The organism is Nonomuraea sp. NPDC047529 (genome assembly GCF_040642995.1).
In the GTDB taxonomy this organism is placed as follows: domain Bacteria; phylum Actinomycetota; class Actinomycetes; order Streptosporangiales; family Streptosporangiaceae; genus Nonomuraea.
The window spans coordinates 348,847-363,422 of sequence record NZ_JBEYTJ010000002.1; the positions used below are offsets into that span (position 1 = coordinate 348,847).

14 protein-coding genes are annotated in these 14,576 nt (G+C 73.6%); 6 read left to right on the forward strand and 8 right to left on the reverse strand.

The genetic code is table 11. The features are described 5' to 3' along the window. The 4 genes from ABZ815_RS05225 to ABZ815_RS05240 are packed head-to-tail and all read left to right on the forward strand — an operon-like array spanning nt 1 to nt 2,969. Nucleotides 1-1,227, forward strand: coding sequence for a heterodisulfide reductase-related iron-sulfur binding cluster (locus tag ABZ815_RS05225; RefSeq protein WP_357694186.1), 1,227 nt, complete (start codon nt 1-3; stop codon nt 1,225-1,227). Then, nucleotides 1,224-1,973, forward strand: coding sequence for an IclR family transcriptional regulator (locus ABZ815_RS05230; protein ID WP_357694188.1), 750 nt, complete (start codon nt 1,224-1,226; stop codon nt 1,971-1,973). Before ABZ815_RS05225 ends, ABZ815_RS05230 begins: the two co-directional genes overlap by 4 nt. Before the next feature lie 38 nt (nt 1,974-2,011). After that, a complete protein-coding gene (locus tag ABZ815_RS05235) occupies nt 2,012-2,752 on the forward strand; it encodes an IclR family transcriptional regulator (protein ID WP_357694190.1) in 741 nt (246 codons plus the stop codon). Between the two features lie 4 nt (nt 2,753-2,756). After that, nucleotides 2,757-2,969 (forward strand): DUF2277 domain-containing protein, encoded by a 213-nt coding sequence (locus tag ABZ815_RS05240; RefSeq protein WP_357694192.1) that lies wholly within the window; start codon nt 2,757-2,759, stop codon nt 2,967-2,969. Between the two features lie 22 nt (nt 2,970-2,991). On the opposite strand, the gene ABZ815_RS05245 is transcribed toward ABZ815_RS05240, so the two are convergent. Beyond that, entirely contained in the window at nt 2,992-3,402 is a 411-nt protein-coding gene (locus ABZ815_RS05245) for a hypothetical protein (RefSeq protein ID WP_357694194.1), read from the reverse strand. Nucleotides 3,403-3,495: 93 nt separating this feature from the next. Here ABZ815_RS05245 and ABZ815_RS05250 point away from each other — a divergent pair, with 93 nt between their 5' ends. After that, entirely contained in the window at nt 3,496-4,173 is a 678-nt protein-coding gene (locus tag ABZ815_RS05250; protein ID WP_357694196.1) for a response regulator transcription factor, read from the forward strand. Continuing rightward, nucleotides 4,170-5,408 (forward strand): HAMP domain-containing sensor histidine kinase, encoded by a 1,239-nt coding sequence (locus tag ABZ815_RS05255; RefSeq protein ID WP_357694198.1) that lies wholly within the window; start codon nt 4,170-4,172, stop codon nt 5,406-5,408. Before ABZ815_RS05250 ends, ABZ815_RS05255 begins: the two co-directional genes overlap by 4 nt. 6 nt (nt 5,409-5,414) lie before the next feature. On the opposite strand, the gene ABZ815_RS05260 is transcribed toward ABZ815_RS05255, so the two are convergent. From ABZ815_RS05260 to ABZ815_RS05290, 7 genes are all read right to left on the reverse strand, one after another. Then, entirely contained in the window at nt 5,415-6,086 is a 672-nt protein-coding gene (locus ABZ815_RS05260; RefSeq protein WP_357694200.1) for an HNH endonuclease family protein, read from the reverse strand. Between the two features lie 60 nt (nt 6,087-6,146). Next, entirely contained in the window at nt 6,147-9,248 is a 3,102-nt protein-coding gene (locus ABZ815_RS05265; RefSeq protein WP_357694202.1) for a 2Fe-2S iron-sulfur cluster-binding protein, read from the reverse strand. Continuing rightward, nucleotides 9,245-9,493 (reverse strand): sarcosine oxidase subunit delta, encoded by a 249-nt coding sequence (locus tag ABZ815_RS05270; protein WP_357694204.1) that lies wholly within the window; start codon nt 9,491-9,493, stop codon nt 9,245-9,247. The genes ABZ815_RS05265 and ABZ815_RS05270 overlap by 4 nt, the downstream gene beginning before the upstream one ends. After that, entirely contained in the window at nt 9,493-10,695 is a 1,203-nt protein-coding gene (locus tag ABZ815_RS05275; RefSeq protein ID WP_357694206.1) for a sarcosine oxidase subunit beta family protein, read from the reverse strand. Before ABZ815_RS05275 ends, ABZ815_RS05270 begins: the two co-directional genes overlap by 1 nt. Further along, entirely contained in the window at nt 10,692-13,085 is a 2,394-nt protein-coding gene (locus tag ABZ815_RS05280) for an FAD-dependent oxidoreductase (RefSeq protein WP_357694653.1), read from the reverse strand. The genes ABZ815_RS05275 and ABZ815_RS05280 overlap by 4 nt, the downstream gene beginning before the upstream one ends. Nucleotides 13,086-13,167: 82 nt before the next feature. Continuing rightward, nucleotides 13,168-13,791: a GNAT family N-acetyltransferase gene (locus ABZ815_RS05285; protein WP_357694208.1), complete on the reverse strand. Its 624-nt coding sequence runs from the start codon at nt 13,789-13,791 to the stop codon at nt 13,168-13,170. Between the two features lie 26 nt (nt 13,792-13,817). After that, complete coding sequence (locus ABZ815_RS05290; RefSeq protein WP_357694210.1) at nt 13,818-14,576, reverse strand: glucose 1-dehydrogenase; 759 nt, start codon at nt 14,574-14,576, stop codon at nt 13,818-13,820.

The following is a 14,576-nucleotide window of genomic DNA, read 5'->3' on the forward strand; positions in this document are numbered from 1 at the left end:
ATGGACCCGGAGCTGGACCCGAAGATCGACCCGGCGCTGATCGACGACTGCGTGCACTGTGGCTTCTGCCTGCCGACGTGCCCGACGTACGCGTTGTGGGGCGAGGAGATGGACTCGCCGCGCGGGCGCATCCACCTGATGAAGCAGCACGTCGAGGGCACCCCGGTCACGCCGGAGATGGCCGGGCACTTCGACGCCTGCCTGGGCTGCATGGCGTGCGTCACGGCGTGCCCGTCGGGCGTGCGCTACGACCGGCTGATCGAGCAGACGCGGGCGGAGGTCGAGCGCACGCACGTGCGGGAGCCGCGGGAGCGGGCCGTGCGGGAGATCGTGTTCAGCCTGTTCCCCTACCCGCGCAGGCTGCGGCTGCTGCGGCCGACGATGTGGCTGGCCGGGCGGATGGCGCCGTTCCTCACACGCGTCCACCCGAGCCTGGGGGCCATGGCCGCGCTCGCGCCGCGCGTGGAGCACCGGCAGCGCCTGCCGCGCCTGGTCAGGGCCAGGGGCAGGCGCAGGGCGGTGGTGGGGATGCTCACCGGGTGCGTGCAGGGCGAGTTCTTCCCGCAGGTGAACGCGGCCACCGCGCGGGTGCTGGCGCTGGAGGGCTGCGACGTGCTCGTCCCGGCCGGGCAGGGCTGCTGCGGGGCGCTCAGCGTGCACGCCGGGCGCACCGGGCAGGCCCGGCGGCTGGCGCGACGGACGATCAGCGCGTTCAGGAGGGCGGGGGTGGACACGGTCGTGGTGAACGCGGCCGGCTGCGGCTCGACCATGAAGGAGTACGGCGAGCTGTTCGGCGCCGACCCCGGGTTCCGGGTGACGGACCTGTCGGAGTTCCTGGCCGAGCTGGGCCCGGCGGCCAGGCGGCATCCGCTGCCGCTCACGGTCGCCTACCACGACGCCTGTCACCTGGCCCACGCCCAGGGCGTCCGCGCGCAGCCGCGCGAGCTGCTGCGCGGCATCCCCGGGCTTGAGCTGCGGGAGATCCCCGAGTCGGCGATCTGCTGCGGGTCGGCGGGGACGTACAACATCCTGCAACCCCAGGCGGCCCGCGACCTCGGCGACCGCAAGGCCGAGGCGGTCGGCTCGACCGGGGCCGAGCTGCTGGTCTCGGCCAATCCGGGGTGCACGATGCAGATCGCCTCGGCGATGCGCCGGGCCGGGAAGGAGATCAGGGTGGCCCACACCGCCGAGGTGCTGGACGCGTCCCTGCGCGGGGTGTCGCTGTGAGCGTGCAGTCGGTCGAGCGGGCGCTCGACGTGCTGGAGGCGCTGGCCGGGCACGGCGGCGAGGCCGGGCTGTCGGAGATCGCGGCCACGACGGGCCTGCCGTACGGGACCATCCACCGGCTGCTCCAGACGCTGCTCGCCCGCGGCTACGTGCGCCAGGAGTCCGACCGCCGGTACGCGCTCGGCGGCGGGCTGGTCCGCCTGGGCGGCATCGCCGAGAGCATGGTGGGCGTATGGGCGCAGCCGTACCTGGCGCGGATGGTGGAGCTGTCCGGCGAGACCGCGAACCTGGCCGTGCTCGAAGGCGACTTCGTGGTCTACGTGGCGCAGGTGCCCTCGCCGCGCAGGCTGCGCATGTTCGCCGAGGTCGGCCGGCGGGTGCTGCCGCACAGCACGGCCGTGGGCAAGGCGCTGCTGGCCGGGCGGGGGGCCGCCGAGGCGATGGCGGTGTTCGAGCGTACGGGCATGCCGCGGCGCACCCCGAACACGATCACGGACGCGGCCGGCATGCTGGCCGAGCTCGACCGGGTCAAGGAGCGCGGCTACGCGACGGACCTGGGCGAGGAGGAGCTGGGGGTGCACTGCCTGGCGGTGCCCATCCGGGACGGCGACCGGGTGGTGGCCGCGATGTCGGTGTCGGGGCCGGCCGAGCGCATCGACGCCCTCGACCGCGACGAACTGGCCGAGGGCATGCGGAAGATCGCCCTCGACTTCGGCCGCGAACTCGCCCCCGCCTCCTCGAAGTAGCCACAGCGGCGGGGCTCCGCCGGTTATTCTGTTGCGCTGTGAGCAACAGCACGACGGTTCAGTCCGTCGACCGGGCCATCGCGATCCTGGAGATCCTGGCCCGCGAGGGCGCCACCCGGGTGACGGACCTCGCGGTCGAGCTCGACGTGCACAAGTCCACCGCGTTCCGGCTGCTGGCCGCCCTGGAGCAGGGCGGGCTCGTGGAGCAGAGCGGCGACCGGGGGCGCTACCGGCTCGGGTTCGGCGTCGTACGGCTGGCCGGCGCGGCCACGGCCCAGCTCGACCTGTCCAGGGAGAGCCGCGAGGTGTGCCTGCGCCTGGCCGAGGCGGTCGGCGAGACCGTCAACATCGCGGTCCCCCAGGACGGCGACACGGTCAACATCAGCCAGGTGCGCGGCCCTGCGGCGATCAGCGGCCACAACTGGGTCGGCCAGCGCACCCCGTCGCACGCCACCTCCAGCGGCAAGGTGCTGCTCGCCTTCGGCGCCCTGCGCCTGGCCGGCGAGCTGGAGCGCTACACGCCGCACACCGTCACCTCCCCCGCCGGCCTGGGCCTGGAGGAGATCAGGGAGCGCGGCTGGGCGGCCACGGTGGAGGAGCTGGAGGTCGGCCTGAACGCCGTGGCGGCCCCGATCAGGGGGGCCGACGGCTCGGTGGTGGCCGCCGTCAGCGCGTCGGGCCCGTCCTACCGGCTCACGCCCGAGCGGCTGCCCGAGGTCGGCGAGCTGCTCGCCGAGGGCGCGAGGGAGATAAGCCAGCGCATCGGCTATTACCGTTGAGGGCATGTGCAGAAGCATCAAGACCCTCCGACCGCCGTACGCCGAGAGCGTGACCGAGGAGGACGTGCGGGCCGCCGCCCTTCAGTACGTCAGGAAGATCTCCGGATTCCGCGCCCCCGCCGCCCACAACGCCGAGGCGTTCGACCGGGCGGTGGAGGCCATCACCAGGGCGTCCGAGGAGCTGCTGGGAGCGCTGGAAGTGCGCGGAGGCCGCTGAACGGCCCGCGCCGGGGAAGCGGTCAGCGGGTGGCGGGGCCTTCCGGCGTGCAGAAGATCTTGAGTTCGACCTCCTTGCCGTCCTCCGGCTCGAACTCCACCTTCGCCTCCTGGGCCGGGCCGGGCTCGACGCCGTCCACCGAGTAGCCCTGGGCGGGGCTCCAGGAGCGCAGGGTGACCAGGCCGCCTGAGCAGGAGGCGATCACCGTGCCGGCCTCGGTGCGCATGAGCCGGTCCTGGGCGCGGGCGGACGTCCGCGGCATGGGCGTGACGGCGCGCGCGGTGGCCGTGGAGAGGGCGGCGCGCACCTCCGGCCCGCTGAGCACCCGGCTGGAGGTGCCGGTCACCTCGGTTCCGAGCAGGCCGAGCACGGCCACGGCCGTCCCGGTCGCGGCGGCCGCGGTGACGGCCCAGGCCAGCACGAGACGCTTCACGCTCTCACCCTCCCCCATGTACGGCTAAGCGCAGGTTAAGGCGACACTAAGGATGCTCGGGGCATCGTCAGGGACCGTCTACGGTTTGGGTATATGGCTGACATCCTGCTCATCGAAGACGACGTGACCATCCGCACGTCGTTGAGCCGGGGCCTGCGCGATCTCGGCCACGCGGTCTCCTCCTCCCCGACCGCGCTGGAGGGGTTGCGACTGGCCGTGCAGGACCGTCCCGACCTGATCGTGCTCGACCTGGGCCTGCCCGACCTCGACGGCGTCGAGCTGCTGCGCATGTTGCGGGCGGTGAGCCGGGTGCCGGTGATCGTGGCGACCGCCCGCGACGGCGACGCCGAGATGGTGCCCGTCCTCGACGCGGGGGCCGACGACTACGTGGTCAAGCCGTACAGCGCCCGGCAGCTCGACGCCCGGGTGCGGGCGGTGCTGCGGCGCGTGGCCGAGGCCGTGCCGGAACCGCTGGCCGTCGGCGGCCTGCGCGTCGATCCCCGGGCTCGTACGGCCACGCTCGACGGCGTGTCGCTCGACCTCACGCCGCGCGAGTTCGACGTGCTGCACTTCCTGGCGGCGCGGCCCGGCGAGGTGGTCACCAAGCGCGAGCTGCTGACGGAGGTGTGGCGGCTCCCGTACGGCGGCGCCGACAAGACCGTGGACGTGCACCTGTCGTGGCTGCGCAGGAAGCTGGGCGAGACCGCGGCGGAACCCCGCTACCTGCACACCGTCAGAGGCGTCGGGGTCAAGCTGGTCGAGCCGTCGTGAGGCGCTGGCTGGCGCTGCTGGTGGCGGCGACGACGTCGCTCGTGCTGATCGCGCTGCTGGTGCCGATGGCGCTGCTGATCGGGACGGTGGCCGAGAACGGCGCGATGAGCCGGGCCACCGCCGCCGCCGAGTCCGTCGCGGTCGCGGTCGGCACGCCCGACCTGCCGCTGGCCGTCGAGCAGGTGCCCCGGCGGGTGACGGTGTTCCTGCCCGGCGGGAAGACGATGGGCGCGCCCGCCGCCCGCTCCGACGCCGTACGGCTGGCCGCGACCGGCCGGAGCGTGACCGCCGTCGCCCCCGGCGGCCGGGAGGTGCTGGTGTCGGCGCAGTCGACCGGCGGCACGGCCGTGATCAGGGTGTTCGTGCCGGACGACGAGCTGACGCACGGCGTGCGGGCCGCCTGGCTGGCGCTGCTGGTGCTCGGGCTGGGGCTCGTGGTGCTCGGCATCGTGCTGGCCGACCGGCTGGCCCTGGCCGTGACCAGGCCCGTGGTCGGGCTGGCGCGGGTGTCGCACCGGCTGGCCGGCGGCGACCTGAGCGCGCGGGCCGAGCCGGGCGGGCCGCCCGAGGTGCGGTCGGTGGCGCTGGCGCTCAACCATCTGGCCGGGCGCATCGGCGACCTGCTGGCCGCCGAACGTGAGTCGGTCGCCGACCTGTCCCACCGGCTGCGCACGCCGCTGACCGGCCTGCGGCTGGAGGCGGAGTCGCTGCGCGACCCGGAGGAGGCCGCCCGCGTGCAGACCAGGGTGGACGCGCTGGAACGGGCGGTCAGCGCGGTCATCACCGAGGCGCGGCGGCGCTCGGCCGGGCGCGGCCCGTGCGACGCGGCCGAGGTGGTCCGGGAGCGGGTGCGCTTCTGGTCGGTGCTGGCCGAGGACCAGGGGCGGCCGGTGTCGGTCTCGCTGCCCGAGGCTCCCGCGCCGGTCGCGGTCGGCGGCGAGGAGCTGGCCGCGTGCGTGGACGCGCTGCTCGGCAACGTGTTCGCGCACACCCCGGAAGGGACCGCCATGGCCGTACGGCTGTCGTCCCGGCCCGGCGGGGCGCTGCTGGTCGTGGAGGACTCGGGGCCGGGGTTCGACCCCGAGTTGCTGGAGCGGGGGAACAGCGGGGGCGGCTCGACCGGGCTCGGGCTGGACATCGCCCGGCGTACCGCCGAGTCCTGCGGCGGCACGCTGGCCGTCTCCGCGCCGGAGGGCGGCGGGGCCCGCGTGGAGCTGACGCTGACCGCCCCCTGACGCGCGTCAGCAGTCCTTGAGTATGCCTTCCATGGCGCTCTTCTCGCCGTCGGTGATCCAGACGTCGTACTTGCTCTTCACGTCGATCTGGCGGGCGATGTAGGCGCACCGGTACGCCTTGCGCGGCGGCAGCCAGGTGGCAGCGTCGGAGTCGCTCTTCTGGTTGTTCAGCGGGCCGTCCACCGCCAGCAGGTTCAGCGGGTCGTTGGCGAACTCCTTGCGCTTGGTGGGCGACCACTGCTGGGCGCCCTTCTGCCAGGCGTCCGACAGCGGCACCAGGTGGTCGATCTGGACGGCCGTGCTGGTGTCCTGGCCGCGCTTGAACTTGATGGTCTTGCCGCTGTAGGGGTCGTCCAGCGTGCCGGTGAGCACGATGCAGTCGTGGGTGCCCGACTTGAACGTCTCGTCCTTCATGTCGCGCTTGAGGATGTCGTTGCGGGTGTCGCAGCCGTTGTGGTCGACGTCGGCCCAGGCGGGGCCGAACGCGTCCCGGTCGAAGCCGGTGCGCGGGGCGCGGCCCTTGACCTTGAGCTTGTCCAGCTTCTTGCGGGCGTCCGAGACGGACGCCGAGTCCGGCTTGGCCGGGTCCGGGCCGCCGCCCGACTGCGCCGCCAGGCCGCCGCAGCCGGTCAGCATGGTCACTGCGGCCAGACCGGCCGTGAACGCCCGTACGCGCACGTCATCTCCCAGACTTCGGTTTTCGTAAAGTCTAGGTATAGCAAGTACCCCTAAATGGTCTTATAACGCCAAAATGGCGTCCAAGAGCCACTCTGCCAGGTACGACGTGAACGACGACCTGACGTGGATCCGATAGACGCCGGACGTCCGCCGTTCCAGGATCACCGAGGTCTTCCCCAGGAACGTCTGGGCGTGCCCAGGGAACACGTCCGGATGCAGGTCCACCGGACAGCCGGTGATCAGGACGTCGTCCGCCGCCGGCCCGGACAGCTCCAGGATCGTGCGCTGCCCGGAGACGTCCACCCAGCCGGGACCGGGCACGGCGTCCCCGGCGACCAGCCACCAGGACGGGCCGAGCCGCAGCCCCACGCCGGGATCGGCGCCCCGGACCTCCCACATCGGCTCGAACGGCAGCTCCCGCAGCCGCGCCGACGGCCCGCTCGCCGCCGCGAACCGCCCGGCGAACGCCGCCGCCGGGCTCTCCCGCGCCGGGAGGCCCCCGAGGACCGCGGGCGCGTCCTCCTCCAGGGGGTCGCCGTCGCGGCGGGCGTTGTCCGGGTCGTACAGGACCGGCTCGACGACCGTCACGCCGTGCGCCGCCGTCCCCGACACCGCCGTGAGCCGGTCCCCCGGAACGACGTCCCTGACCATGGCCAGCGCGAACGTCCGGCCGAGCGCCGCACTGGCGTAGCCGGAGGTCACGTGGCCCAGCATGGGCGCGCCCGGCCCACCCCTGACGAGCTGGGCGCCCTCCTCGATCGGCGTCGCGGGGTCGTCGGCCAGCAGCCCGACCAGGCGCTTGCGGCCGTCCCGCGCGGTGTCGGGGCGGGCGTGCGAGCGTCTGCCCACGAAGTCGGGCTTGCGCGGGGAGACGATCCACGACATGCCGAGGTCGTGCGGCGTGACCGTGCCGTCGGTCTCCTGGCCGACGATGGCGAACCCCTTCTCGGCCCGCAGCACGTGCATCGCCTCGGTCCCGTACGGCACCGCGCCCAGCCCCAGCACCGCCTCCCACAACGCCCTGCCGTACGGCCAGGGCACGTTGACCTCGTAGGCCAGCTCGCCGGAGAAGCTGATCCTGAACACCCGGCCGGGCACGCCGAGCACGTCCGTCTCCGCGTACCGCATGAAGGGCAGGCCGAGCGCGCCGGGCGCGACGGCGGCGATCACCCGCCGCGCCTTGGGTCCGGCCACGACCACCGTCGCCCAGTGGTCGGTCACCGAGGTGAGGGAGACGTCGAGCCGCGGCCACTCGGTCTGCCGCCACTCCTCCAGCCAGTCGAGCACCGCGGCCGCGTTGCCGGTGGTCGTGGTCATGAGGTAGTGGTCGTCGGCCAGCCTGGTGGTGGTGCCGTCGTCGAACACCATGCCGTCGGCCCGGCACATGAGCCCGTACCGGCAGGCGCCGACGGCGAGCGTGGAGTACATGTTGGTGTAGATCCGGTCCAGGAACACGCCCGCGTCCGCGCCCCGGACGTCGATCTTGCCCAGGGTGGAGGCGTCCATGGCGGCGACGGAGGTGCGGGCGGCCCGGCACTCGCGCTGCACGGCCGCCTCCATCGGCTCGCCGTCCAGCGGGAAGTAGCGGGGGCGCTTCCACTGGCCGACGTCCTCGAACACCGCTCCCGCCGCGACGTGCGAGGCGTGCATGGCGGTGGTCCTGACCGGGTCGGAGAGCGCGCCCCGGTCCCGTCCGGCCAGCGTCGCGAACGACACCGGCGTGTACGGCGGCCGGAACGTGGTCGTGCCCACCTGCCCGGGCGTGGTCCCGAGCAGGGCCGACATCACGCCCACGACGACCGCGCCCGACGTCTTGCCCTGGTCGGCGCCGGTGCCCGCGGTGGTGTACCGCTTGACGTGCTCGACCGAGCGCATCCCGGTCCCGGTCGCCCTGGCCAGGTCGGCCACGGTCACGTCGCGGTGCAGGTCGGCGAAGGCGGGCTCGTCGCCGTCCCCGTCGACCAGCCACAACGCCGCCGGTGGCCGCGGGGGCCGCTCGTCGCACTCCGGCACGCGCAGCTCGCGGGCGGCGGATCCGGCGGCCTCCCGTCCGGCGGCGTGGCCGTCGGCGATGGCCTCGCGGGTGCCGTACAGGCCGCGGCAGGCGCCCGCGGAGCGTTCGGCCTGGGCCGAGACGTCCGGGACGAACGCCTGCGACGCCTCGTCGAAGCGCACCCGTCCCTGCGACTGGCTGAACAGGTGCACGGCGGGGTTCCAGCCGCCCGCCACGGCCAGCAGGTCGGCCTCGATGTGCCGCTCCCCCACCCGCACGCCGGTCAGCACGCCGTCCGGCCCGGCCGTGGTGCCGGTCACCACCTGCCCGGCCAGGGCGTCGGCGGTGAGCCCTTCGGGGCGCGGGTCGACGATCGCGGCGATCTCCACACCGGCCACGCGCAGGTCCCCGGCGGCCTCGTAGCCGGAGTCGGCGCAGGCGAACACGACCGCGCGGCGGCCGGGGAGCACGCCGTACCGGTTGACGTAGGCGCGGGCGGCCGAGGCCAGCATGACGCCGGGCCGGTCGTTGCCGGGGAAGGCGAGCGAGCGTTCGTGCGCGCCGGTCGCCAGGACCACCCGGCGGGCCCTGATGTGCCACAGCCGCTCGCCGCGCGCCCGCCGTTCCACCGCCACCACGTAGCCGTGGTCGTGGTAGCCGACGGCCGTGGTCCTGGTGAGCACCCGCACGCCGGACAGGTCCAGCGAGTCCACCCAGTCCAGCGCGGGTGCGCCGTCCAGCAGCACCCGGCTGTTCAGCAGGTCGCCGCCGAGGCGGGGCTGGTCGTCGAGCAGGATCACCCGGGCCTCGCGCGCCGCGGCGGCCGCGGCGAGCCCGGCCGGGCCGCCGCCGACCACCAGCACGTCGCAGTGCAGGTAGCCCTTGTCGCAGCGGCGCTCGTCGGCCGCGCCGAGGTCCACCCGGCCCTTGCCGCGCAGGCTCCACGCCTCCAGACCGTCGTACAGCTCCACGGTCGTGGCCGCCAGCATCGGGTCGGCGCCGACGCGGACCAGGGCGTTCGGCTCCTCGGGGCCGGCCGAGAAGACGCCGCGCGGGCGGCCGGACTCCACGCCCCGGCCCACCACGCGCACCCCGTTGCGCAGCAGCGCGGCGGCCAGCGTGTCGCCCGGTTCCCCCTGGAGGGGACGGCCGTCGAAGGTGAACCTCATGGCGCCTTCCTGATCTCGTGCGTGACCGTGTGCCGTTCGACGGTGAACCAGGTCCGGCAGCCGTGGGTGTGGAACCAGCGTTCGCGGAACCAGCCCTTGGGGTTGTCGCGCAGGAAGACGTAGGCGGCCCACTCCTGGTCGGACAGCTCGGCAGGGGCCTGCGGATACGGAACCCCGGCCTGGCCGCCGTAGTGGAACTCGTTCTCGTCGCGGGGGCCGCAGTGGGGGCAGTCGAGGAGCAGCATCAGTGGGCCACCGCCGCCGCGCCGTGCTCGTCGATGAGCGCGCCCGTGGTGAACCGCTCCAGCGCGAACGGCTCGGCCAGCGGGTGCGGCCGCCCGTTGGCGATCGTGTCGGCGTACACCCAGCCGGAGCCGGGGGTCGCCTTGAAGCCGCCGGTGCCCCAGCCGGCGTTGACGTAGAGGCCGTCCACGGGGGTGGCGCCGATGATCGGGGACGCGTCCGGCGAGACGTCGACGATCCCGGCCCACGTCCGCAGCACGCGGACCCGGCTGAAGAGCGGGAACAGCTCCAGGGCCGCCGCCATCTGCGCCTCGATCACGTGGAACCCGCCGCGCTGCCCGTAGGAGTTGTACGCGTCGATGCCCGCCCCCATGACCAGCTCGCCCTTGTGCGCCTGGCTGACGTACACGTGGACGGCGTTGGACATGACCACGCAGTCGAGCACCGGTTCCAGCAGTTCCGACACCAGCGCCTGGAGCGGGTGCGACTGCAGCGGCAGCCGGAGGCCGGCCCGCTCGGCCAGGACCGAGGTGTGCCCGGCCGAGGCGAGCGCGACCTTGCCGGCCGCGATGGGCCCGCGCGAGGTCCGCACGCCGGTCACCCGGTTCCCGGTGATCTCGAACCCGGTGACCTCGCACCCCTGGATCAGGTCGACGCCGTACGCGTCCGCCTTGCGGGCCAGCGCCCACGCGACGTGGTCGTGCTTGGCGATGCCGCCGCGCCGCTGCAACGTGGCCCCCAGGACGGGGTAGCGCGCCCGGTCGGACACGTTGACGATCGGGCAGAACTTCCTGACCTCGTCGGCGTCCAGCCATTCGGCGTCCACGCCGTTGAGCCGGTTGGCGTTGACCCGCCGCCTGCCCTCGCGCACGTCGCCCAGGTTGTGCGCCAGGTTGAGCACGCCGCGCTGACTGAACTGCAGGTCGTAGTCCAGGTCCTCGCTCAGGCCCTCCCACAGCTTCAGGGAGTGCTCGTAGATGGCGGCGCTCTCGTCCCACAGGTAGTTGGAGCGGATGATGGTGGTGTTGCGCGCCATGTTCCCGCCGGCCAGCCAGCCCTTCTCCAGGACGGCGACGTTCGTCAGGCCGTGGTTCCTGGCCAGGTAGTAGGCGGTGGCCAGGCCGTGCCCGCCGCCGCCCACGACGACCACGTCGTAGGAGGGCCTCGGATCGGGGTTGCGCCAGAGGAAGCCGGGGTGGGTCAACGTCTGATCTTCTCCATCTGGGGGTCGAACAGCGGCTCGGCGGCGACCTCCGCGGGCACGCGGCGGCCGAGGTAGGAGATGTCCACCCGCGTCCCGGGTCCGGCCAGCTCGGAGGGCAGCCAGGCGTAGGCGATGGGACGGCCGACGGTGTGCCCGTACGCGGCGCTGGTGACGTACCCGACGACGCGGCCGGCGTGCGAGACCGGTTCCTTGCCCATGACGACCTCCGCGCTGAGCAGCGGCACGAGCCTGCGGGACGGCTCGGCGGAGAGCGCGTCGCGGCCGTGGAAGTCCTTGTCCGCCTTGACCGCGAACCCCAGCCCGGCCTCGTACGGGTCGTGCTCGGTGGTCATGTCCACGCCCCAGAGCCGGTACCCCTTCTCCAGCCGGAGGCTGTTGAACGCGGCCCGCCCGCCCGCGACCGGCGTCCCGGTGGCCATGAGCGTGTCCCACAGCTTGAGGCCCATGTCGGCGCCGGTGTAGAGCTCCCAGCCCAGCTCGCCCACGTACGAGACGCGCATCGCCAGCACCGGCACCTGCCCGACGTACCCGGACCGGCAGGTGAAGTAGCGGAAGTTCTCGTTGGACAGGTCCATGTCGGTGAGCCCCTGCACCAGCTCCCTGGCCTGCGGCCCCCACACGCCGACGCAGCAGGTGCCGGACGTGATGTCCCTGATGTGCACGCCGCGGGGGGCGTGCCGGGTCAGCCAGTCGAGGTCGAGGTTGCCGTTCGCGCCGATCTGGAACCTGTCCTCCTCCAGCCGCGCCGCCGTGAGGTCGGAGCGGATGCCGCCGCCGGCGTCCAGGAGCAGGGTGTAGGTGACCGTCCCGGGCCGCTTGTCGACGTTGTTCGTGGTCATGTGCTGGAGGAACGCCGCCGCGCCAGGGCCGCTGACCTCGATGCGTTTGAGCGAGGTCATGTCGTAGAGCGCGACCCGCTCGCGGGTGGCCCACGCCTCGGCGGCGGCGACGGGCGACCAGTAGCGGCCGGCCCACGCGTCCCGCCGGTCGGCGCCGATCCGGGGCTCTTCGAGGCCGGCGAGCAGCGGCTCGTTCGCCTCGAACCAGTGCGGCCGCTCCCACCCGGCCGACTCCAGGAAGAACGCGCCCAGTTCCACCTGGCGGGGGTGGAACGGGCTGGTCCGCATCGGGCGCGGCGACTCCATGGGCTGCAGCGGGTGGATGACGTCGTAGACCTCGACGAAGTTCTGCCTGCCGCGCTCCTCGACGTAGGCGGGCGACAGTTGCGCCTGCTCGAACCTGGCGAGCTCGCACTCGTGCACGTCCACCTGCGACCGGCCGGTCACCAGCAGCTCGGCCACCGCCCTGGCCACCCCGGCCGAGTGTGTCACCCAGACGGCCTCGGCCAGCCAGAACCCGTCCAGGTGCGGCGCCTCACCGATCAGCGGGAAGCCGTCGGCGGTGAAGGAGAAGACGCCGTTGATGCCGTCCTCGTACTTGGACTCGGCGAGCGCGGGCAGCAGTTCGGCCGCGTCGCGCCAGGCGGGGTCGAAGTCCTCCTCGGTGAACGACTGGACCGAGGGCATGGTGGTGCCCTTCGGGCCGATCTCGTGCTGGGCGACCGGCATCGGGCGATGGGCGTAGGAGCCGATGCCGATGCGGTCGCCGTGCTGCCGGGCGTACAGGTCGCGGTCCTGGTGGCGGAGGATGGGGCCCTCGGGCTGCGGGGGCAGCGGGCCGGATTTCGCGTACTGGTGGGCCAGCGGCAGCAGCGGCACGGTCAGCCCGGCCAGCTCGCCGATCGAGGGGCCCCAGAAACCGGCCGCGCACACGATCACGTCGGCCGGGATCGTCCGGTACTCCCCCTCGACCGCGCAGGACACGCCGGTGACCCGGCCGCCCTTCTGCTCGACGCCGATCACGGTGTGCCCGCCGAGGAACCGGGCGCCGCGTCCGGTGGCCCGCGCCGCCTGCGTCTCGCCGCACGCCACGGCGGCGGCCAGGCCGTCGCTGGGCACGTGCAGGCCGCCCAGCACCCGGCTCCGGTCCAGCATCGGCCACAGCCGGGCGCACTCCTCGGCGTCCAGCAGGCGGCCCTCGACGCCCCACGATTGCGCCCAGCCGAGCTTGCGGTGCAGGTCGGTCCAGCGCTCGGGGGTGGTGGCCACCTCCAGCCCGCCGACCTGCCGGAAGCAGTGCCCGCCGAGCGCGGTGTACTTGCGCACGGTGTAGGCGGCGAACTCGGTCATGGTCTTCGACGGGTTCGTCTGGAAGACCAGGCCGGGGGCGTGCGAGCTGGAGCCGCCCGCGGCGAAGAGCGGGCCCTGCTCCACCACGGTGACGTCGGTCCAGCCGCGTTCGGTGAGCTCGTCGGCCACCGCGCATCCCACGATCCCCGCCCCGATGATCACTACGCGCGGCCGACCCATCACGCCTCCGGTTGTTCCTTATTACGCAACACGCACCGGACTACGCAACGAACATAAAGCCCCGAATCCTCGGGGACAAGAGCTAGCCGAGCGGCGAGGTGTCCCGCCCCAGGTACGTCACCGCTCCCGCGTCGGCCACCGCCAGCTCGGCGAACCCGAGCCGGTCGTAGAACGCCCGCGCCGGCGCGTTGGTGCTGACCATCCCCAGGTGCAGCCGCGCGACCCCGGCGGCACGCAGACCGTCGACGAGGGCGCTCATGAGCCGGCGTCCCCAGCCCTTGCCCTGCCAGTCGGGCAGCAGGTCGATGTGCAGGTGGGCGGGGTGACCGGCCAGCTCGGGCACCAGCATGCGCTCGGGCCGGTGGTGCAGGGCGAGCATCACGTCGTCGGCCGTGACCGGCGGATCTGCGGGAAGGGGGCAACGTCCGGCGGACCTCGGGATCCACTCCTCGCGGTAGCGGCGGACGAACGTCGCGGTGTCCGCGGTGCCCACGACGTAGCCGACGGCCTGGCCCGTGCCGTCGTCCAGGACGTGGGCGTGCTCGGGCTCCAGGGTCACGTAGGGGACGGCGAAGATGTCGCCCATGAGCAGGTCGGAGGCGTAGTGGCCGCGGGCGTCGCCACCGGCGTCGGCGGTACGCACGCAGATGTCGTAGACGGCGGCCAGATCGGCGGAACGATACGGACGTACGAAGGGGGCGGTCATTCCCGACAACGTACTAGAAGGACCCTCTACGTGATCAGGATGCCGCCGTCGACCGGCAGCGTCACGCCGGTGACGTACGAGGAGGCGTCGCCGGCCAGGAAGACCGCCGCCGCCACCAGCTCGGCCGGATCTCCGGCCCGCTTCATCGGCACCCGCAGCTCCAGCATGCGCTCCAGGTAGCCGGGGGGATACTGCTCGGTCATCTCCGAGGCGAAGAACCCCGGCTCCAGGCAGTTGACCCGGATGCCGCGCCGGGCCGTCCACTGCTGGGCCAGGTCGCGGGTGAGCCCGGCGACGGCCGCCTTCGACGCGCTGTAGGCGGCCTGCGGCAGCCCGGCGGTCGTCGCGCCGAGGATGCTGCCGACGTTGACGATCGACGACCCCGGCCGCATCACCCGCGCGCACGCCTGCGCCATCCAGTACGTGCCGTGCAGGTTGATCTCCACCACCCGGCGGAACTCCTCGGGCCGCTCGCGCAGCGCGGGGACGGCGGTGCCGACCCCCGCGTTGTTGATCAGCACGTCGACCGCGCCGAACTCGGCGACGGCCGCGGCGACCAGCGCGTCGCACTCCTCCGGGACCGCCACGTCGGTCTGGAGGGCCAGGCAACGGCGCCCGGTCTCCTCGACCAGACGCCGGGTCTCCTCCAGCCGTTCCCTGCGCCGGGCGCCGATCACGACGTCGGCGCCCGCCTCGGCCAGCCCGTGGGCGAAGGCCACGCCCAGCCCCGACGACGCGCCCGTGACGATGGCGACCTTGCCGTCGAGGCTGAAGCGCTCAAGCAC

Coding starts and splice junctions, on each gene's coding strand:
- ABZ815_RS05225 (WP_357694186.1), top strand. CDS start 1: ATGGACCCGGAGCTGGACCCGAAGATCGACCCGGCGCTGATCGACGAC.
- ABZ815_RS05240 (WP_357694192.1), top strand. CDS start 2,757: ATGTGCAGAAGCATCAAGACCCTCCGACCGCCGTACGCCGAGAGCGTG.
- ABZ815_RS05250 (WP_357694196.1), top strand. CDS start 3,496: ATGGCTGACATCCTGCTCATCGAAGACGACGTGACCATCCGCACGTCG.
- ABZ815_RS05265 (WP_357694202.1), bottom strand. CDS start 9,248: ATGAGGTTCACCTTCGACGGCCGTCCCCTCCAGGGGGAACCGGGCGAC.
- ABZ815_RS05270 (WP_357694204.1), bottom strand. CDS start 9,493: ATGCTGCTCCTCGACTGCCCCCACTGCGGCCCCCGCGACGAGAACGAG.
- ABZ815_RS05280 (WP_357694653.1), bottom strand. CDS start 13,085: ATGGGTCGGCCGCGCGTAGTGATCATCGGGGCGGGGATCGTGGGATGC.
- ABZ815_RS05285 (WP_357694208.1), bottom strand. CDS start 13,791: ATGACCGCCCCCTTCGTACGTCCGTATCGTTCCGCCGATCTGGCCGCC.